The 19,997-nt window shown below is 70.1% G+C and carries 12 protein-coding genes; 7 read left to right on the top strand and 5 right to left on the bottom strand.

What is annotated here, in order from left to right; all coding sequences use genetic code 11:
• Window positions 1-38: 38 nt before the first annotated feature.
• Together OG589_RS03455 and OG589_RS03460 are read right to left on the bottom strand one after the other, a co-directional pair.
• Window positions 39-875, bottom strand: coding sequence for an SAM-dependent methyltransferase (locus tag OG589_RS03455; RefSeq protein WP_405146072.1), 837 nt, complete (start codon window positions 873-875; stop codon window positions 39-41).
• A gap of 296 nt (window positions 876-1,171) precedes the next feature.
• Window positions 1,172-2,002 carry a methyltransferase domain-containing protein gene (locus tag OG589_RS03460; protein ID WP_405146074.1) on the bottom strand — a complete coding sequence of 277 codons (831 nt, stop codon included), beginning with the start codon at window positions 2,000-2,002 and terminating at the stop codon, window positions 1,172-1,174.
• Between the two features lie 413 nt (window positions 2,003-2,415).
• Between OG589_RS03460 and OG589_RS03465 the strand changes: the two genes are divergently transcribed.
• Window positions 2,416-3,981, top strand: a complete 1,566-nt coding sequence (locus OG589_RS03465; protein WP_405146076.1) for a class I SAM-dependent methyltransferase — start codon at window positions 2,416-2,418, stop codon at window positions 3,979-3,981.
• Window positions 3,982-4,049: 68 nt separating this feature from the next.
• Here OG589_RS03465 and OG589_RS03470 read toward each other — a convergent pair whose 3' ends face one another.
• The 3 genes from OG589_RS03470 to OG589_RS03480 form a co-directional block, all read right to left on the bottom strand.
• Window positions 4,050-5,615 carry a GDSL-type esterase/lipase family protein gene (locus tag OG589_RS03470; protein ID WP_405146078.1) on the bottom strand — a complete coding sequence of 522 codons (1,566 nt, stop codon included), beginning with the start codon at window positions 5,613-5,615 and terminating at the stop codon, window positions 4,050-4,052.
• 152 nt (window positions 5,616-5,767) lie between these two features.
• Window positions 5,768-8,860, bottom strand: coding sequence for a glycosyl hydrolase family 95 catalytic domain-containing protein (locus OG589_RS03475; RefSeq protein WP_405146079.1), 3,093 nt, complete (start codon window positions 8,858-8,860; stop codon window positions 5,768-5,770).
• Window positions 8,861-9,353: 493 nt separating this feature from the next.
• Window positions 9,354-10,106 carry an SDR family NAD(P)-dependent oxidoreductase gene (locus tag OG589_RS03480; RefSeq protein WP_405146081.1) on the bottom strand — a complete coding sequence of 251 codons (753 nt, stop codon included), beginning with the start codon at window positions 10,104-10,106 and terminating at the stop codon, window positions 9,354-9,356.
• 585 nt (window positions 10,107-10,691) lie between these two features.
• Between OG589_RS03480 and OG589_RS03485 the strand changes: the two genes are divergently transcribed.
• The 6 genes from OG589_RS03485 to OG589_RS03510 all read left to right on the top strand — a co-directional run bounded on the left by OG589_RS03485 (window position 10,692) and on the right by OG589_RS03510 (window position 19,995).
• Complete coding sequence (locus OG589_RS03485) at window positions 10,692-12,092, top strand: NAD(P)/FAD-dependent oxidoreductase (RefSeq protein ID WP_405146083.1); 1,401 nt, start codon at window positions 10,692-10,694, stop codon at window positions 12,090-12,092.
• A gap of 83 nt (window positions 12,093-12,175) precedes the next feature.
• A complete protein-coding gene (locus OG589_RS03490; protein ID WP_405146084.1) occupies window positions 12,176-15,547 on the top strand; it encodes a non-ribosomal peptide synthetase in 3,372 nt (1,123 codons plus the stop codon).
• A gap of 5 nt (window positions 15,548-15,552) precedes the next feature.
• Complete coding sequence (gene cmdF / locus OG589_RS03495) at window positions 15,553-17,157, top strand: tyrosine 2,3-aminomutase (RefSeq protein ID WP_405146086.1); 1,605 nt, start codon at window positions 15,553-15,555, stop codon at window positions 17,155-17,157.
• Window positions 17,158-17,334: 177 nt separating this feature from the next.
• Complete coding sequence (locus tag OG589_RS03500; protein ID WP_405146087.1) at window positions 17,335-18,705, top strand: condensation domain-containing protein; 1,371 nt, start codon at window positions 17,335-17,337, stop codon at window positions 18,703-18,705.
• 62 nt (window positions 18,706-18,767) lie between these two features.
• Window positions 18,768-19,040 (top strand): phosphopantetheine-binding protein, encoded by a 273-nt coding sequence (locus OG589_RS03505; protein ID WP_405146089.1) that lies wholly within the window; start codon window positions 18,768-18,770, stop codon window positions 19,038-19,040.
• Between the two features lie 88 nt (window positions 19,041-19,128).
• Window positions 19,129-19,995, top strand: coding sequence for a phytanoyl-CoA dioxygenase family protein (locus tag OG589_RS03510; RefSeq protein ID WP_405146091.1), 867 nt, complete (start codon window positions 19,129-19,131; stop codon window positions 19,993-19,995).
• Window positions 19,996-19,997 lie beyond the last annotated feature (2 nt).

Below are 19,997 nucleotides of genomic sequence, written 5' to 3' on the forward strand. Positions count from 1 at the left end.
CCATCGATGAAGCTGGGCACGGCCGGCAGAGCTTTGTGTCAGGCCGCCGGCCTGACGGCGACCGCGATGAGGTAGCCCATCTCCGGCCGCAGGCCGATCGGGTTGCGGAAGGCGTTCAGCACCTCAGCCGCCTCCGGCCCGTAGCGCTCGACCAGCTCGTCGAACCGCTCGTTCACCGCGTCGTACACCCGCCGGGCGGTCTTGCTGGTGTTCTCGCTGATGTCCAGGAGCTCGACCAGCTCCAGCCCGGTCCCGGCCACCAGGGTGCGGTAGGCGTCCTCGTCGAGCACGGGGCTGGCCTGGATCTCCTCCATGTGCCCGGCGACCCTCGCCCGGTCCTCGTCGCTCAGCGGGCCGTGCAGCAGGAAGTCGGTGAGGACGACCCGCCCGCCCGGCCGCAGCACGCGGAGGATCTCGCGCAGGGTCGCCGTGCGGTCCATGTGCATCAGCGCCTCGAAGACCCACACCACGTCGAAGGAGCCGTCCGCGTAGGGCAGCGCCAGCACGTCGGCGTACTCGAAGCTGACGCGGTCGGCCAGGCCCTTGGCCGCGGCGCGGCGGCCGGCCTCGTCGATCTGGGCCTGGTTGTTGGAGATGCCGATGATCTCGGCAGGGGTGGTCTCGGCCAGCCGGAAGGCGGAGGTGCCGACGCCGCAGCCCACGTCCAGCACCTTGCCTCCCCGCCCGAGATCCGACTTCTCGATGAGCAGGTCGGTCAGGCGGTCGGTGGCCACCTTGTTGGAGCTCTCGTCGTCCGCCGAGAGCCAGTACCCCTGGTGGAAGTTCTCGTCCCACACCTCGAGCAGGATCAGGTTGGAGATGTCGTAGAACTCCGAGGTGCCTTCGGGCTGGTGCAAAGCATGGTCTGTGGTCATCTCAGCTCCGCTGGTCGGTCGATTACGGGGAGAAACGCCGACGGACCACGGTCGTCGATGGACGTCACCGGAGGATCGTGGTGCTCCGGTCGCGATCGATTCGGACCGCCGGCTCTGGCGCGCGCACCGGACGTGCCGGCGCCGGTCACCGCTCGCCGCTCGCCGCTCGCCGCTCGCCCGGCGAAGATGCCGGGTGACGTGCGACTTGACGCGCATTTCCATGATGCGCGCGCCCGCCCCCACGGTCACCCCTTACCCGGGGATTAGGGGGCGCGCCGGTGACCTGGGGGATTTCGCTAGTGCCGCGGCTTGCGGGCGGAGAGGATCACGTAGCCGATCTGGTCCTTGCGCGGGGCGAAGAAACCCAGATGGTTGCGGGAGAACTCGGCGAGCGCCTCCTCGCCGAACTTCGCGATGATCGTGTCCCTCTGGTCCATCGCGGACCTGATGTACTTCGACTTCTTCCCGAAGACCCTCGGGCCGCACTGGGTGTACTCCTCGACCTCGAAACCCGCGCTCCGCGCGTGCTCGATCCACTCCGCGAGCGTGGGCAGCTCCCGCAGTTTGAGGGTGTCCATGAACTTCGCCACCCTGTCCGGATCGGCCGCCGACTCCAGGCTGAAGTCGGAGAAGGAGATCCGGCCCCCGGGGCGCAGCACCCTGTACAGCTCCCTCAGCACCTGGCCGAGGTCCTGGGCGTTCTGGAGCGACTCCAGCGCGAGCACCGCGTCGAACGAGTCGTCGGGGTACGCGAGGTCCATGTAGTCGCCGTACTCGAAGCGCACCCGGTCGCTCACGCCCGTGGCCGCGGCCCGCTCGTTGGCCTTGTCGATCTCGAAGGCGCTCACCGTGATGCCGGTGACGTGCACGCCGAGGTTCTTGGCGAGGTACACCGCCGTCTCGCCCGGCCCGCATCCGGCGTCCAGCAGACGCTCGCCGGGGCGCAGGCCGAGCGTGTCGGTCACCTTGCGGCTGATCCGGTGAACGGCGTCCTTCAGCGGGGTGTCGTCCTCGTTGTCGTACCAGTACCACATGTGGAGCTGGCCGTTGCGGAACTCGTCCCCGATCGGCGAGCGCTCGTCGTAGTGCGTGCCGATGTCGGCAGGGTTGATCAATTCGCTGGTCATTAGTCCGTCACTCCCATCGAGTGGCCTCACACGCCGTACCGGGCCGAGGGAAGCCGGCGAAACGGACAAGAGGCGTGCCGACCGGCGCGACCGGGCACCCCTTGGCGGCCGGGCGCGAAGACGCGGAACCGTTCACTGACGCCCATCGTGGGCGCCGCCGGGAGCCCGCCGCATCTCTATGGTTGCTGTCCGGCCGATGCGGGGCCGCGCCCGGCCGGTGAGCACGTTCGGAGAAGACTCCGGGAACCGCCGGTGCGAAGCTCGGACGAACGGCCATCCGCATCTCACCGGAAGCGCCGGAAGCGCGGAGCGAACCGGGCCGCCGGAGCGGCACATGGCGGCGCACCTTGGGGGCGGTCGACGCACGCCGGCCGACGGAGCCCGGCGGGCTCGTTTCGGGAAAGGACGCGCACATGAGTGTCTCCACCATGCGGCTGACCATCGCGGAACTGCTGGCAGGCCTCACCACCGCAGGTCCCGACGACCTCCACACGGAGTACCGGCGTCTGGTCGGCGCGCTGTGGCACGACGGCGAGCTGACGGACGAGGCGGCGGCGGCTGTGCCCGCTCTCGTGGCCTACCTGGACGAGGCGGGCGACGACCGCAGGGGCTACGTGATCATCCTGCTGGCTCTGCTCGCCGAGGCCGAGTACCCCGTCGTCGACGGCGCGGTCGCCACGGCGGTGCGCGGAGGCCTCGACCGGTACCTCGACCTGGCCGGCGACGCCGTGGCGGGCCGGCCGCTGACGCTCGCCCTGCTGTACCTCCTGTCGCACTTCCCCGGCGACCGGGACAGGATCCTCGCGGCCGTCGAGCACCTGGAGCTGGACCCGGACGACCTGAGCAGGCTCGACCGCGCCCTGAGCACGCTGGACCTCGACGCCCCCGACCTCGGCACCCTGTGGCCCTCGCCGTCGGTGTGGGTGCTGACCGAGGACGAGCGCGAGTTCCACCAGGAGTGGCTCCAGACCCTCACCCCCGGGCAGGCCACCACCGCTTGGGAGAACGACACCCGGACCCTGCTCGGCTACTCGGGGGCGATGGCGTATTGGGCCGTGCGGTTCGGCGCCCCCGCGGCGACCCGCGAAGTGGCCTCGCCCGATGGCGCCGGCTCGTTCGGCTATCCGATCGAGGCCCCCTTCGACGGGTCCGGGACCGAGATGTTCGCCCGCCACGCGGACGCTTTCAGCTGCCCGTCCTGCCGCGGCACGCTCGGCTTCGCGCACGACATGGTGCGGTGCGAGGCCTGCTCGACCCGGTACCCGATCGCGCGGGGCGTCCTCGACCTGTCGGCGGGGGTGCGCGAGCCGGACGTCCTGGACGACGCGACCGCCGGCCTGCTGTCGCGGCTGGGGGAGATGCCGGGCCTCGGCGTCCACTACGAGGCCGTGCTCCGGCCGGCGTTCCTGCGGATCGCCGGGGCGAACTGGGGCGGCGCCGTCACCCCCGCGGACGAGGACGCCTACCTGGTCCGGCGGATACGCCCGGTGGACGGCCCCGTGCTCGACCTCGCGGCGGGCGCCGGCAGGTGGACGGCCGTGGTGGCCCGGGCGGTGGGCAAGGACCGGCTGATCGCCCTGGACATCGACCTCGCGATGCTGGGGGCGCTGCGCGACCGGCTGCCCGGGGTGCCCGCGGTCCGCTCCAGTGCGTTCGACCTCCCGTTCGGCGACGCCACCCTGGGCGCGGTGAACTGCTGGAACGCCCTGCACGCCTTCCCCGACGACGCGGCCAGGGCCATCGCCGAGGTGGGCCGGGTCCTGCGGCCGGGCGGCACCTTCACGATGATGACCTTCCTGTTCGACTCCGACCCGATCGTCCGGTACTTCCAGAGCTCGCACTACTTCCCGAGCCGGGTCGAGGGGATGCTGCTCTTCGAGATGGACGAGATCAGACGGTGGCTGGCCGACGCGGGGATGACCGTGCGCGACGCCTCCGGTCCCGGCAGCTTCGCCTTCATCACGGCCGTACGGACCTGACCCGGAGGACGCGCCGCCCGTGAAACACGCTCCGGGGCGCTCGGCGTGCGCCCCGGAGTGTGGTCGTGTCAGCTCCTGACGAGGTCGAACGACTCCCAGGGGCCGATGGCGGTGCGGTTGGCGATGAGCGGCTGGGAACCGGCGCCGTCGGCGCAGACGTACTTGCCGTTGACCTGCGCCTTCAGGCTGACCGTACCGTCGGGGTTGTTGATGAGCTGGAAGGTCTCCCACGAGCCCGCGGACGCGCGGTTGGCGATGAGCGCCTGGGCGCCGGCGTTCTCGGCCGCGACGAACTGGCCGTTGCTCCTCGCCTTCAGCGCTATGTTGCCGTTGCCGAGGTCGACGCGCTCGAACTGCTCGCTCGCGCCGGCGCTGGACTTGCTCGCGATCAGCGGCGAGCCGTTGGGCGCCGTGACGTACAGGTTGTTGGCCCGGGAGCGCAGGCTGACCACCGAGGAGACCGGCGTGACCGGGGCGCCGAACCAGCTCAGGTCGACGGCGTTCGCGATGGCCTGCAGGCCCGCCTCGTTGGGGTGCAGGTGGTCGCCGGTGTCGTAGGCGGGCAGGAACATGGTCGGGTTGGCCGGGTCCCTGGTCGCCGCGTCCTGGTCGAGCACCGCGTCACAGCCGCTGCCCGCGCCGCGGACGAAGTTGTTGTACGCCACGCGCTGGTCCTCGGCCGCCTGCGACCAGCCGCCCGAGCCGCGGAAGGGGGTCAGCGTCGAGCAGATGAACTTGATGTTCCGCTGGTGGGCGCGGTCGATCAGCTGCTTGGCCGCGTCGATCAGCCGCGACGCCTGGGGCGGCGGCGAGGACGAGCCCAGGTCGTTGATCGGGTCGTCGGAGAAGATCACCCAGCGGACGTCCGGCTGGTTGAGCACGTCGCGGTCGAAGCGGTTGGGCGCGCTCTGTCCCGCGCCGTCGGCCAGCAGCTTGTTGCCGCTGATGCCCTGGTTGAGCACCCCGGCCACGCGGCCGGAGTCGATGATCCGGGAGGCCAGCCGGTTGGGCCAGCGCCGGTTGGCGTTGAAGCTGGAGCCCACCCCGTCGGTGATCGAGGCCCCCAGCGTGACGACGGCGCCCTGCGAGGAGGCGTTCTGCACGTCGACGTTCGCCAGGAAGTAGTAGCTGCCGGCCTGCTGGGCGCCCGAGAGGGAGGCGTTGCCGCTGACGTCGCCCGAGGCGATGTAGTTGGTCTGGGTCGAGGTCTGGTGGTAGGTCGCGGGGCCGGTCGGCTGGGGAAGGTAGACGCTGACCACGATGTCCGACTGCGCGGGGACCGTGAAGCCGATCGCGTCGCTGACCGCCAGCGATCCGGCGGGGACGGTGACGGACCGCTGGCCGCCGAAGGTCACCACCCGGTCGGTGGAGAGATCGACTCCGGAGTCGGAGGTACGGCGTGCCAGGTGCACGTCGTCGAAGGTCACCGGCTGCGTGCCGAAGGCGTTCGAGAGCTGGATGCGGGCGGAGGTGCCGCCGATGCTGGTGCGCACCACCTGGCGGATGGTCTGCCGGTTGAAGGCCGTGTCACCGCGCTGCGGCGAGGCCGCCCACGTGCCGGTCCACGCGGCCGCCGCGGCGGCGGGCGGGCCGGCCGCCACGGCGGCGGCCACTGTCGAGAGCAAAGCGGTCAAGAAAGCTACCACCAGGGATAGACGGGGAACGGCTGCTCGTCTCACGGGTTCTCCTGTGGAAGTCGTGCCGGAACGCGCCCGGGGGGCTTGACAGGCCCGCCGGGCGCGTCGCCGGGGTTCACTCGGTGATAAGGCTCAGAGGCCCGCGAGGTTCAGTTGCTGATCAGGTCGAACGACTCCCAGGGCCCGATGGCGGTGCGGTTGGCGATGAGCGGCTGCGAGCCGCCGCCGTCGGCGCAGACGTACTGGCCGTTGACCTGGGCCTTGAGGCTGACCGTCCCGTCGGGGTTGTTGATCAGCTGGAAGGTCTCCCAGGAGCCGGCGGAGGGCCGGTTGGCGATCAGAGCCGCGGCCCCGGCGTTCTCGGCGCTGACGAACTGGCCGTTGCCCCTCGCTTTCAGCGCGATGTTGCCGCCGCCGAGGTCCACGCGCTCGAACTGCTCTGCGGTTCCCACGCTGGTCTTGCTCGCGATCAGCGGCGAGCCGTTGGGCGCCGTGACGTACAGGTTGTTGGCCTTGGAGCGCAGGCTGACCGTCGGGGTTCCGGACGTCCCGGTGAGGACGCGCAGGGCGTCCACCATGCCGACGGCGGTGGCCTTGTTGACGATCTTGATCGTGTGCTGGCCGCTGGACAGCCCCGACTTGCTGAAGACCACCTGCTGGGCCTGCCTGGCGCCCGAGACGTACAGGTTCACGTTGGCCTGCAGGGCGTTGTCTATATAGACGTCCACGTTGCCCATGTCACCGTTGCGCTCCGAGAGGTACTCGATGCCGGTGCCGGTGAAGGTGTACTGGGCCGTCGCCCCCACCGTGTTGGTGTGGTGGGTGTCGTCGTTGTAGTCGCCGTAGCCCCTGGCCGTCGTGTGGTACCAGTTGGCGTCGTAGGTGAGCTCGGTGTCGTTGACCAGCGCGTTCCCCGTCGTCCCGATGCCGAGGGCCGAGGCGGTGCCGCTGAGCGTCTTCACGCTCTGGTTGGCGGTGCCGGTGAGCCGGGCCGAGGAGTACGAGCTGAGCGGCTTGGCCGTGCGCTCCACGACGTAGACCGTGTTCGCCGCGGTGGCGAAGGAGATCTCGGCGCTGGAGGAGGTGGCCAGGATGGCGTTGTCCGAGGCGCGGCGCACGCGCACCTGCTGGGTGCCCCAGGGATTGACCACCGTGGCCTGCTTGCCGTACAGGCTCTTGAGGCCGACGTACTTGACCTCGCCCGCCTCGCGCTCGGAGCTGACGAGGAAGCCGTCCTTGGCCAGGAGGGTGAACTTCCCGACGAAGGAGGAGTCGCCCGGCACCGCCGGGAACACCCGGATCTTGTCGTTGTAGCTCTGCATGAGCGACTCGTTGAGCGCCGACAGGTGCACGCCGAGGTACTCGAAGACGCCGTTGGTGTTGTTGGTCATGCCGTTGGGGTAGTTCTGGTACTTCTGCAGCATCGTCTTCATGCCCTGGTACGCCTGGTCGCCGAGGCCGAGGCGGGCCGCCTGCACCGCGTCGTTGGACCACACGTTGCCGTAGGGGAAGGGCCGCTGGTTCCAGGTGTTGACCGCGGTCTGGTAGTCGGGGTATCCGATGCCGGTGATGTTGTACGGCCAGATCAGCTCGGCCGAGACGTTCTCGTTGTTCCTGGTCTGCGAGATCGGCGGCTGGTGCGGCTGGTAGGCGCCGTTGGCCACCTGGTAGGGCACCAGGCGGTCCAGCACGTTCTGCCAGCCGGCGCGCAGGCCGCTGTCCAGTCCGAGCTGCTGGCTGACCTGGATGGTGAGCGGGAAGATGCTCCGCACGGCCGCGAGGTCGGTGATGGCGTTGCGGACGTTCCAGTACGTCTCGTGGGAGTTGGAGTTGGCCATGTAGTAGGTGTTGCTCGCACTGTCGTACGACAGCATGGCCGAGTAGAACTTCGCCGTCTCACGCATGTACGGGTAGGCGACGTCGCGCAGGTAGTTGGCGTCGTTGGTGTACCGGTAGCGCAGGTACATGTTGTACGCGGCCTCGTAGCCGGTCGACAGGATGTTCTTGGTGTAGTCGCTGCCGACGGTGCCGCGCGCGTTGCCGTCCCAGCCCATCGTCTCCGGCACCCACAGGCCGTCCACGCCGTACCTGGTCTGCGTGTACGCCTTCAGCGCGTTGTAGTTACGGCTGTAGAGCTTGTTGAAGCCGTCCATCAGGTCGCTGTGGTTGGAGGCCAGGAACGAGTTGTAGACGTCGCGCTGGTTCCAGTACCAGTAGGCGTTGCTCCACTTGGTGGCGTCCTGGGTCGCGCGGAACACCCCGTTGATGAAGTGCAGCGGGTAGTTGCCGTAGCCCCCGGCCGCGATCATGTAGGTGCTCAGGTAGTAGACGTTCTCCATGTAGTCCGCGTCGCGCGAGCCGTTGGAGTACTGGACGAACGACTTGTTCCAGAACGCGTGCCACCAGTTGCGGTAGTTCGTGTACGTCGTGGCGTACCCGGTGCTCTTGACCGAGGAGAGCTGGTTGCGCGCCTGGGTCACCGAGTCGCGGTTGGGGGCGTTGATCCGGCTGGAGGCGGTGATCCAGATCGTGTAGCTGGAGGTGGGCGTGATGTTCAGCCGCACCTTCCTGCCGTCCACGACCTGGGTGGTGAAGCCGGCGCCCTCCACGGTGGCGGCCAGGGTGTAGCCGAACCCGTTGGCGTCGGTCTGCCCTCGGCTCAGCCCGGCGCTCGCCGAGTCGGCGTAGGTGGAGATCGTCTTCCAGGTGTTCAGGTCGGGCACGTCGCCGCTGTTGGTGACGGTCGCGGGGTCCCACATGCTCAGGTCCATGGCCACGCTCGACACCCCGCCGCGGGTGTCGTCGACGTGGATGCCCATGACCTCGGAGTTGGGCGACCCGAGGATGGTGACGGTCCTGTTGGAGTCGTACTTGGTGGTCAGGGTCCCGTCGTACAGCGACAGCCGCTGCTGGTAGTTCGTGTACCCGGTGTCCATCCCCGGGTTGGAGTACAGGTTCACCAGGCCGGCGGCGAACGCGGACTGCTGTGACAGGTCGACGCCCGACACCTGCATCGTCAGGCCGTTCTGGTTCCACACCATGGCGCCGGTGCGGCCGTTGCCGACGGTGAGGCCGTAGTTCGGATTGGTGTTGGGCCTGTTGTACACGATGTCGTGCTTGGACAGGTATCCCTGGTAGTCCACGTTGAGCGTGCCTGCGGCCTGGTCGAACGCCGCGTCGGTCGCCGAGGCCAGGGTCGGCGTGGCCACCCCCACGGCCAGCAGGCCTACGGCGAGCGTCAACGGTGGCAGGCTACGTAACAGCCTCTTCAGCATGGTCTTCCTCTCCCGCGGCGGGCCGCCCTCGCCGTCACTGCGGCCGTCGCCGCGCGGAGCAGTGCCGAGGGGGTGTCTGATGGCGCAGACCCGATACGGAACGGCGGTGTCTCCCGCCGGGACGCCGCACAGTTCCGTTTCCAGACTGTCAGGCGCAGTTAACATTGGATGTCTTCCAACGTCAATACCTAGAAGATGGGCTGCTGGATCAACAAAATCCCCCATAGCAGCCCAAAATCATGCAGCTGGGCGGATAAACGGCCTGCTACCAGCCACAATCGCCATGCGAGCCGCTGCGATACCTCCGATGTATCGGGGCTCGGGATGGGGAAGACGCCGTGTTCGAGGCGTAGGGGCCGCGGCGCGTGTCAGCGGCCGGGGTGTCGCCGGGGAGAGGCCGGGCCGGCGGGCGATGGTCGGTCAGCACATGGCGCTCGCCGGAGGCCCGGTTCGAAGGGGATCAGAGTGCGACGGAGGTGGTCAGGCCGCCGTCGACGGCGAGCTCCTGGCCGGTGATGTACGACGAGCGGGAGGAGAGCAGGAAGGCGGCGGCGTCGGCCACGTCGTCGGCGCTGCCGAGCCGGCCGAGCGCCACCTGGCTGCGGCACTGCTCCTGCGCCTCTTCCGTGCTGGAGATGGCGGTGAACATGTCGGTGACGACGTAGCCGGGGCTGACGGCGTTGACCCTGATGCCACGGCTGCCGAGGTCCGGCGCGAGGGTGCGGGTGAGGTTGATCACGGCGGCCTTGGTGGCGGCGTAGATCGAGGTGAAGGCCAGGCCGCGGTGGGCGAGCCAGGACCCGTTGATCACGACGGAGGAGCCCTCCCCCAGGAGCGGCAGCGCCTTCTGGATGGTGAAGTACACCCCCTTGAAGTTGATGCCGGTGATGTGGTCGAAGTCGGCCTCGGTGGCCTGCGCGCTCATCCCGAACAGGGCGATGCCCGCGTTGGCGAAGACGCCGTGCAGGCGCCCGAAGCGCTGCTCGATCTCGGCCATGAGCCGGTCGAGGTCCTCGGTGCTGGAGACGTCGGCGGCGACGGTCAGCACCCGGTCTCCGGCGTCGAGGTCCTTGGCCGCCGCTTCGAGGCGGTCCTTGTCGCGTCCGGCGAGGACGACGTTCGCTCCGTCGGCCACGAGGCGTCGTGCGGTGGCCAGGCCCATGCCGCTGCCGCCACCGGTGATCAGTACGGTCTTACCCTCAAACTCGGTCATGCGGTCAGCGTCACATTCGCTGCCTCGCGCGCACATCTCCTGAATTGCGCTCTGGTTTCAGGCCCCCCTTATATCCCTTCCCGCGGCGTGAGGGCGCTCAGCACAGCATTCCGAAAGATGCGACACGGCGTCGCAGGACGTGACGATGTAGCGGTGCTGATCGGCGGATCGACTGTTTCTCGCTGAACAGGTGAAGGAAGGAGCCTTCCGTGTCTCGTAACCGTGGCTAGCGTCGTCGCCGGCGAACCGTTATGAGCCGGAGGGGTACGACGGCGGGCCGTCATCACCCCCGCCGACCTGCGGATCGACCCTCATGCTTCGCGACCACGGCGAGCTCTGAAAACCATGCGACCCCCGCCCGCGGGTCGTCGTCCCATGTACCGGCCGACCCGGGCCGCACACGATTCCGGCGCCCTCGCCGGGATATTCCGGCCGGCACGCTCCGCCGTCGTCAGATCAGTTACCGACCAAGGCCGGCGTGAAATCCATACGACGCTGGTGGTCATCAGGAAAAGAACCGGCACCGGTTACCGACCACCGCATAGACGATGCCTGAAGAATACGGAATTTCGAGGAGATGACACGATGGGCAACGACGCAAATACCCGCGCGGTGGTGCTCGGTGGAAGCCTTGCCGGACTGTTCGCGGCCAGAGTGCTCGCCGATGCCTACGACGAGGTGGTCATCGTCGACCGCGACGAGCTGATCGACGTGGAGGGGCCGCGACGCGGCTGCCCCCAGGGGAAGCACATCAACGGCCTGATGACCCGCGGCCAGATGGCCATGGAGGAGATGTACCCGGGGATCACCACCGAGATCTTCGAGGACGGCACGCCCCAGGGCGACCTGGCCGGCACCGTCCGCTGGTACGCCCTCGGCAAGCACCTCAGGCAGCAGCCCGCCGGCATGATCTGCGTCGCCGCCAGCCGGCCGATGCTGGAGAAGCACGTCCGCCAGAGGACGCAGGCCCTCGGCAACGTGATCTTCCTGGAGCGGCACGACATCCTCGGCCTGGTCGCCACGCCGGAGCGCAGCAAGATCACCGGTGTCCGCGTGCAGAGCCTCGACGGTGAGGGCGTCGAGGAGGTCCTCGACGCCGACCTCGTTGTCGACGCCACCGGCCGCGGCTCCCGTACCCCCATCTGGCTGGAGGACCTCGGCTACCAGCGGGTCGTGGAGGACCGTAAGAAGATCGGTCTCGGCTACGGCACCCAGCACTACCGGCTGCGCACCGACCCCTACGACGGCGACCTGTCGATCAACACCATCGCCCACCCCAAGCTGCCGCGTGGCGCGATCTTCACCAAGACGGACGGCGGCCGCGTCGAGCTCACCGTCTACGGCATCCTCGGTGACCACCCGCCGACCGACCAGCAGGGCTACTACGACTTCGTCAAGTCGCTCGGCATCCCCGAGATCTACGAGGCCGTCATCGCCGCCGAGCCGCTGGACGAGCCGACCGCGTTCCGCTTCCCGACCACCCTGCGGCGCCGGTACGAGGACATGGACCGCTTCCCCGACGGCCTGCTGGTGGTCGGCGACGCCGTGACCTGCTTCAACCCGATCTACGCCGGTGGGATGACGGTGGCGGCGATGTCGGCCCTCGTCATGCGCGGCCACCTGCACAGCGGCGCCGCCCCGCAGCCGCTCCAGTACTTCCGCGACCTCGCGCGCGACGTCATCGACCCGCCGTGGGAGGTCACCCACGCCGTCGACCTCGGCTTCCCCGGCGTCGAGGGCGAGCGCACCTTCTCGGTCCGCATGCGGCAGGTGATGACCAACCTCATCTACCGCGCGGGCACCCGCGACAGCAGGGTCACCGCGGCCTACTTCCGCGTCGCCGGCCAGGTGGAGCGGCCCGAGACGCTGATGAAGCCGAAGTTCCTCCTGCGCGTGCTGCTGGCGGCGGCGGGCCTGTCCAAGGTCAGGGAGGCGAAGGGCCACTGGACCTGGACCGGGGAGAAGGCCAAGGTTCCCTCCCTCTGAAGGTCGTCTCAGGTCGCCGAACCTCGAAGGGAACATGAGTGACTGAGGCATCTCGTACCCGTGGGTCCCACGCTCGGCGGGCCGTGACATCGCACGCGCAGGACCGCGCGTGGTTCCTGGACAGGCTGGTCCCCGGCTCGCCGGCGCACAACCTGTCCAGGGCCTACCTGGTGACCGGCGAGCTGGACGTCGAGGCCCTGAGCGCCGCGTGGCGCGAGGTGACCCGCCGCCACGAGATCCTCAGGACCACCCTGGTCGAGGCCGGCGGGCGGCCCGTGCAGGAGATCGCCGCCGTGGGCGGGGCCGCCGTCCCGGTGACCGAGCTCGGCACGCTCCGCCCGCCCGCCGGCCCGCGGTGGTGCGCCGAGCAGGCCGCCATGCCGTTCGACCTGGCCAGCGGGCCGCTCGCCCGGCTGGCCGTCGCGCGGCAGGCCCCAGCGGAGCAGCGGTCGTCTCCCACGGAGCAGCGGTCGTCTCCCACGGAGCAGCGGCCGGCCGTGGAGCATCGCCACGCCTCCTCGGAGCAGCGGCCGGGCGGTCCGGTGCACGCCGTGGTGCTCGTGTGCCACCAGGCGGTGGCCGACGAGCGGTCGATGTCGATCCTGGTGGACGAGATCTCCGCCTGCTACGCCGCCGCCGTCGCCGGTCGCCCGGCCGGCGACGCGCTGCCGGGCCCGCCGCGCCAGTACGCCGGCCACGCCGGCCGCGAGCGCGACCGGTCGTCCACGCCGGAGTCGCGGCGCCTCCTCGACTGGTGGACCGAAGCGCTGTCACCGGCCCCGGCGCCGCAGGCCCTGCCGGTGGACCGGGCACGGCCCTCGGGCCCGTCGTCCCACGGCGGCGTCGTGCGCTTCGCGTGGGGCGAGGAGCTGGGCGACGCCCTCGCGGAGCTGTGCCGGGCGGAGGGGACCACCCCGATGGTCGCCCTGCTGGCGGCGTTCCAGTGCCTGCTGGGCAGGTACGGCGGCGAGGAGCGGCCGGTGGTCGGGGTGCCCGCGACGGTGCGCCCCGGGCCAGAGGCGGACGACGTCGTCGGGCCCTTCGCCAACCTGCTGGTGCTGCGCGCCGACCTGTCGGGACGCCCGGCGTTCCGCGAGCTGCTCGGCAGGACGGCGCGGGTGGTGCGGGAGGCCTTCGAGCACCGGGAGCTGCCCTTCGACGAGCTGGTGCGGGCGCTCAACGTGGAGCGCGACCCCTACCGGATCCCCTTGGCCGACGTGATGTTCGTGTTCGAGGACGCACCCGAGCCCGGGCTGAGGCCGCCCGGCGCGACGGCCCGGCGCCTGCGGGACCACGGCGGCTCGGCCAGGACCGACCTCACCCTCGTCATCGAGCGGGCCGGGCCCTCCGTGACCGGATCCCTGGAGTACCGGGGCAGCCTGTTCGACCCGGAGTCCGCGCGGCTGATCCTCGGGCAGCTCCACACCCTGCTGGCCGCAGCGCTGCGGGAGCCAGGGCTGCCGGTCGACGCCCTCCCGCTGGAGGGGGCGGACCGCCTCCAGGCCGCGGTGCGCGAGGCGGACCTGATCGAGGCCGCCGCCCCCGTGGACCGGCCGGTCCACGAACTGGTGCACCTGCGCGCCCGTACGGACCCGGACGCCCTCGCGGTGGTGTGGGACGGGAACGGCCTGACCTACCGGGAGCTGGAGGAGCGGGCGGCGGCCGTCACCGGCGCGCTGGCGGCGCTCGGCGGCGTCGAAGGTCTGCCGGTGGCGGTGCGGATGTCACAGGGACCGCGCCAGGTCGCGACGCTGCTCGGAGTGCTCGACGCCGGGGCGCACCTGGTGTGCCTCGGCACCGGGGACGCCGGTGAGCGGGGCAGGGCCGTGCTCGGCGACATCCGGCCGGCCGTGCTGGTGCTCGACGAGGAGCCCGCGGACGACGAGCTTGCCCGGTGGTACCGCGACGAGCTGGACGGGCGGATCCTGGACCTCGCCGTTCTCGACACCGTTCTGGACACCGCCGTTCTGGACACCGCCGTTCTGGACACCGCCGTTCTGGACACCGCCGTTCTGGACACCGCCGTTCTGGACACCGACCTTCCCGGCACCCGCCCGGCGGCGATCGACCCCGTGCGGTCCGGTGGCATGGCCGGGCGGGCGTACGTCGCCTACACCTCCGGCTCGACCGGCAGGCCCAAGGGCATCGCGCAGACTCACGGCAGCTTCGCGCAGTTCGTCACGTGGTTCGCCGGGGAGTTCGGCATGGGCCCCGGCTCCCGAGTCGCCCAGTGGGCGGCGCCGGCGTACGACGCGAGCCTGGTGGAGATATTCTCGGCGCTCGTCGCGGGCGCGACGCTGTACCCGGTGCCCGAGCGCACCCGGGCGAACCCCGAGAGGATGGCCGGCTGGCTCGCGGCCGAGGGGATCACCGTCTTCCAGACGGTCCCCAGCTTCGCGCGCCAGCTCCTCGGCGCGATCACCGCCGACGGCCGGGCGGGCGGGCTTCCGGCACTCGGCCATCTCCTGCTGGCGGGGGAGCCGCTGGCCGGAGAGCTGGCCAACCGGCTGCGCGCGGCCCTGCCCGCGCTGCGGCTGGTCAACCTGTACGGCCCCACCGAGTCGGTCCTGGCGACCTGGCACGAGGTCACCGGCCCGGTGTACGGCGTGGTGCCGATCGGCAGGCCGATCCCCGGGCGGCAGATCCTGGTGCTGGACGAGCACGACCGGCCCTGCCCGGCGGGCGTCGCCGGCCAGATCGTCATCCGCGGCCCGCACATCACGCCGGGGTACGTCGGCGCGGCGTCGGGGGAGCGGTCCGCCTTCCTGCCGCTGAACGGCTTCGACGACGGGCGGAGGTCCTACCGGACCGGCGACCTCGGCCGCCGGCGGTGGGACGGCTCCCTGGAGTTCGGCGGGCGCAAGGACTTCCAGGTGAAGTTCAACGGCGCGCGCATGGAGCTGACCGACATCGAGGCGGCGCTCGCCGCGCACGAGTCGGTGGCCGAGTGCGCCGTGGTCGCGATCGCCGACGCCGACGGGCTGGTCAGACGCCTGGTGGGCTACGTCGTCCCCCGCACGCCCGGCGCCGCCGCGGACTCCTGGCGCGCCGCCCTGCGCCGGCGGTTCGGCAAGTCCATGCCGCCGGTGTCGTTCAAGACCCTGGACCGCCTTCCGCGCAACGTCGGCGGCAAGGTGGACCGGGCCGCGCTGCCGCGTCCGGCCCCCTCCCTCGCCCGCGCGCCCGCGTCGCCGCGTACGCCGGTGGAGAGGGACCTGGCCGCCATCTGGTCCGAGCTGCTCGGCACCGGACCGGCGGAGGCGGACGTCACCTTCTTCGCGGCGGGCGGGCATTCCCTGCTCGTCCCCGTGTTGCTTGATCGGATTCACGGGCGCTTCGGCGTGGTGGTGTCGCTCGCGCAGTTCTTCGCCGATCCGACGCCGGCCGGCCTCTCCGCTCTTCTCGAGTCGCAAGCCGTAACGACAGAAGCAATTACCCAAACCATGATGGGGTGAGAATCGTGACTCTGGTCGAAACCGAGCTCTCAGTTGATTTCGATGGTGAGAGCCTGGAAATCGCCGATGTCCGGAGGGTCGCAGAGGACTGGGCGACCTGCAGCGTGGCCCCGGCGGCTCTGGCCAGGGCCGCCACCAGCCGGGCGATGTTCGAGGACACCGTGCGGCAGAACATCCCGGTCTACGGTGTGACGACGGGCTATGGCGAGATGATCTACATGCTCGTCGACACCTCCAAGGAGGTGGAGCTCCAGACCAACCTGGTGCGCAGCCACAGCGCCGGCGTCGGCCCGCTGTTCGCCGAGGACGAGGCCAGGGCGATCGTCGCGGCCCGGTTGAACGCCCTTGCCAGGGGCTACTCCGCGGTCCGGCCCGAGCTGCTGGAACGCCTCGCGTTGTACCTCAACCTCGGGATCACCCCGGCGATCCCGGAGATCGGCTCGCTCGGCGCCAGCGGCGACCTCGCGACGCTGGCGCACATCGCCAGCACGCTCATCGGCGAGGGCTACGTGCTGCGTGACGGCAAGCGGGTCGAGACCGCCACGGTCCTGCGCGAGAACGGCATCGAGCCGCTGCAGCTCAGGTTCAAGGAGGGCCTGTCGCTGATCAACGGCACGTCCGGGATGACCGGCCTCGGCGCCCTGGTCGTGGGCAGGGCCCTCAACCAGGTGCGGCAGGCCGAGATCGTCACGGCGCTGGTCGTGGAGACCCTGCGCGGCTCCACCAGCCCGTTCCTCGCCGAGGGCCACGACATCGCCCGCCCGCACAAGGGGCAGATCGACACGGCCGCCAACATGCGCGCGCTGATCCGGGGGAGCGGTCTCACCCTGGAGCACGCCGAGCTGCGCCGCCAGGCGCAGGAGGCGAAGTCGGGCGAGGGCGTGCACAGGACCGAGGTCTACATCCAGAAGGCCTACACCCTGCGCGCCATCCCCCAGGTCGTCGGCGCCGTGCGCGACACCATCTACCACGCCGTGGAGAAGCTCGAGATCGAGCTGAACTCCTCCAACGACAACCCGCTGTTCTTCGCCGGCAAGGAGATCTTCCACGGCGCGAACTTCCACGGCCAGCCCATCGCGTTCGCGATGGACTACGTCACCATCGCGCTCACCCAGCTCGGGGTGTTCTCCGAGCGCCGCACCAACCGCCTGCTGAACCGTCACCTCAGCGACGGGCTCCCCGAGTTCCTGGTGGCGGGGGACCCCGGCCTGAACAGCGGCTTCGCCGGAGCGCAGTACCCGGCGACGGCCCTGGTCGCCGAGAACAGGACCATCGGCCCCGCCAGCACCCAGAGCGTCCCGTCCAACGGCGACAACCAGGACGTCGTCAGCATGGGACTCATCGCGGCCCGCAACGCCCGCAGGGTGCTGTCGAACAACAACCGCATCCTCGCCGTGGAGTTCCTCGCCGCGGCGCAGGCGGTGGACGTGTCCGGCCGGTACGACCGGCTCAGCCCGGTCGGCAAGGCCACCTACGACCTCGTCAGGTCGCTGGTGCCGACCCTGGACCGTGACCGCTACATGTCGGACGACATCGAGGTCGTGGCCGCCGCGGTGTCCCGCGGCGAGTTCCTCCAGGCGCCCGTGAGCAAGGACGTCGAACTGCGCTGACCCGCCGGCGTCACTCGGCATTCCAGAAGAACCGTATTCCGGCTCGGGGTTCGTACAGTTAGTCAATATGGGCTGGACGCGATATCCCCGAGCCGGCCGATTTCCCCGGGAATCGACTTTACGCACCGAGCCCGGCGGTGCCGATCTCGCACGACCTGAAGGAGGACGTGGCGCATCATGACCATTTCTGAGGCACCGCACACACCGAGCGACGTGGCGGAGCGAATTCCGCTCTCCTTCAATCAGCAATTCCTCTTCAATTTCGACAGGGGCGAGGACGAGGGGCCGTTCGGTCCCAAGTACAACATCGTGTGCGGCTGGCGCCTCAGCGGGAAGGTCGAGCCCGCCATCCTGCAGGACGCCCTGAACGACGTGGTGGTCCGCCACGAGGCGCTCCGCACCCTGATAGTCAGGGAGGAGGACGACAGGTACCAGAAGGTCCTCCCGCCCACTCCTCCCATCCTGGTCACCCACGACTTCACCGATGTCGCCCCCGGGGGGCGCGAGCTGCGCGCGGAGGAGCTGCTCGTCGAGATCGAGCTCGGCGCCTACGGCATCCGTGAGCTGCCCCTCCTGCGCGCCGTGCTCGGCACGTTCGACGACGACGACTCGATGCTCGTGCTGATCGCCCACCACACGGCCGCCGACGAGTGGTCCATGCGCCTGATCATGCGCGACCTCGTCGGCTTCTACGCGGCCCGTACGGGGCACCCGGTGGAGCTTCCCGAGGTGTCCCAGTACCAGGAGTTCGCCCGCTGGCAGACCAGCGAGGCCGGCGCGTCCGCGAGCAAGAAGCGCGAGTACTGGCGGGACAAGCTGGCGGGCGGGCGCATCCTCGCGACCCCCACCGACCACCTGCGCTCGGAAGGGCTTCCGAAGACGACGGCATGGCACCGCTTCTGGCTGCCCGCCGAGCTGACGGCCAAGGTCCTGGAGATCTCCAAGAGCACGCGCAGCTCGCCCTTCATGGTGCTGCTCGCCACCTACGCCACGATGCTCCGCCAGACGACGGGGACCACCGACATCGCGGTCCCGACGTTCACCTCCGGTCGCGGCCACACGCGGTTCCACGACACGGTCGGGTCCTTCTTCAACTTCGTCCCCCTGCGGGTCGACCTCGCGGGGTGCGGCACCTTCCGGGAGGTCGTCGAGCGGACCCGGGCCACCTGCATCGAGGCCTACAGCAACGACATCCCCTTCGCCGAGGTCTTCGGGGTGGCCCCCGAGCTCATGCTTCCTTCCTTCGCCGACGACGCCGCCGTGTGCGCCTTCCAGGTCTTCCGCTCCCCCCTCGCCACCTCCGAGTCGGCCGGGGGCATCACCTACACCGAGATCCACAGGCGCCTGCTGTCGCAGGCCGTGGGCGGCGACATCCCGGACGGCGCGATGTGGCACCTGGAGATCGACTCCACCGGCGACATCGTCGGCACCCTCGGCTACAACAGCAACCTCTTCGACGAGAGCACGATCATCCAGATGGCCGCGGACTTCCACCGGGTTCTGGAGAGCACGGCGACCGCCCCGGACGCCCCGGTGCGATGGGCCTGAGCAACCGCGACACACCGTTGAACGATCGAGAAGGCTTGCCCGGCAAGCGAGAGGACAGCGAAATGACTACAGACCAGGGCACGGAGCTCAGCGTCGCCACGATCGAGGCGAAGGTCGAGGCCATCTGGAGGGACGTGCTCCAGGTGCCGGCCGGCCACGAGGACGAGACGTTCTTCGAGCTGAACGGCGAGTCGATCTCGGCGAACCGGCTCGCCTCGCGGGTCGAGGGCGAGCTCGGCATCTGGATCGAGGTCGGCGACATCTTCGAGGAGGACCCGGACCTCGCGGGCTTCATCCGCACCGTCGTCGCGAGGGCCGGCAAGCCGAGGGCGTGACCCGCCCGCGCGTCATCCGTGACGGCCGCGCGCGAGCCTGGGCTCCGCGCGGCCGTACGAACAACTCTGGTGAGGAAAGGTGGTCCCGATGGCGGGCCTTATCCGGGTGCAGCCCGATGCCGACCTCGGTGAGGTCGTTGAGATCCTGGAGCGCGACGGAGGCGTGATCGTCGAGAACTTCGTCGACGACCGAACGCTGGCCGCGCTGTGGGACGACTTCGCGCCGGCCCTCGACGCCTGCGCCTATGGCGAGGACTGGTACAACGGCAAGCGGACCCGTCGGGTGTCGTCGCTGTTCGCCCGTACGACCCATCTGACGCCCGTGGTGACGCAGCGCCTCTACCTCGGGGCCGCGCGCGCGATCATGCAGAAGCCCGTGCCCATGTGGATCGGCAAGTCGCGGGTCGAGATGACCCCGACCATCCAGATCAGCGGCACGCAGCTCATCCAGATCCACTCGGGCCAGGGCAAGCAGCCCCTGCACCGGGACGACGCGCTGCACCTGCGCCGCCACCCCGGCCCGACCAGCCGGGTGCAGCTGATGGTCGCCATGAGCGAGTTCACCGCGGCGAACGGCGGCACGCTGGTCATCCCCGGCAGCCATCACTGGGACGACGAGCGCGCCCCCGAGGCCTCCGAGGCCTACCCCACCGAGATGCCCGCCGGATCCGGCCTGATCTGGCTCGGCGGCGTCTACCACGGCGGCGGGCGCAACACCACCGAGAACCCGCGCACCGGCATGACCCTCGCGCTGGACCTCGGCAACCTCCGCCAGGAGGAGAACCAGTACCTGGCGGTGCCGAAGGAGGCCGTGCTCGCCTACCCCGAGGAGGTGCGCCGGCTCCTCGGCTACGACCGCTGCCCGCCCGGCCTCGGCTGGTACGAGATGGAGGACCCGTACGTCGTGCTCGAAGGCGGCGACGACCGGATCCCCGCCGCGGCGGCCCCGGCGTAGCG

This window comes from Sphaerisporangium sp. NBC_01403, assembly GCF_045040145.1.
Classification (GTDB): domain Bacteria; phylum Actinomycetota; class Actinomycetes; order Streptosporangiales; family Streptosporangiaceae; genus Sphaerisporangium; species Sphaerisporangium viridialbum.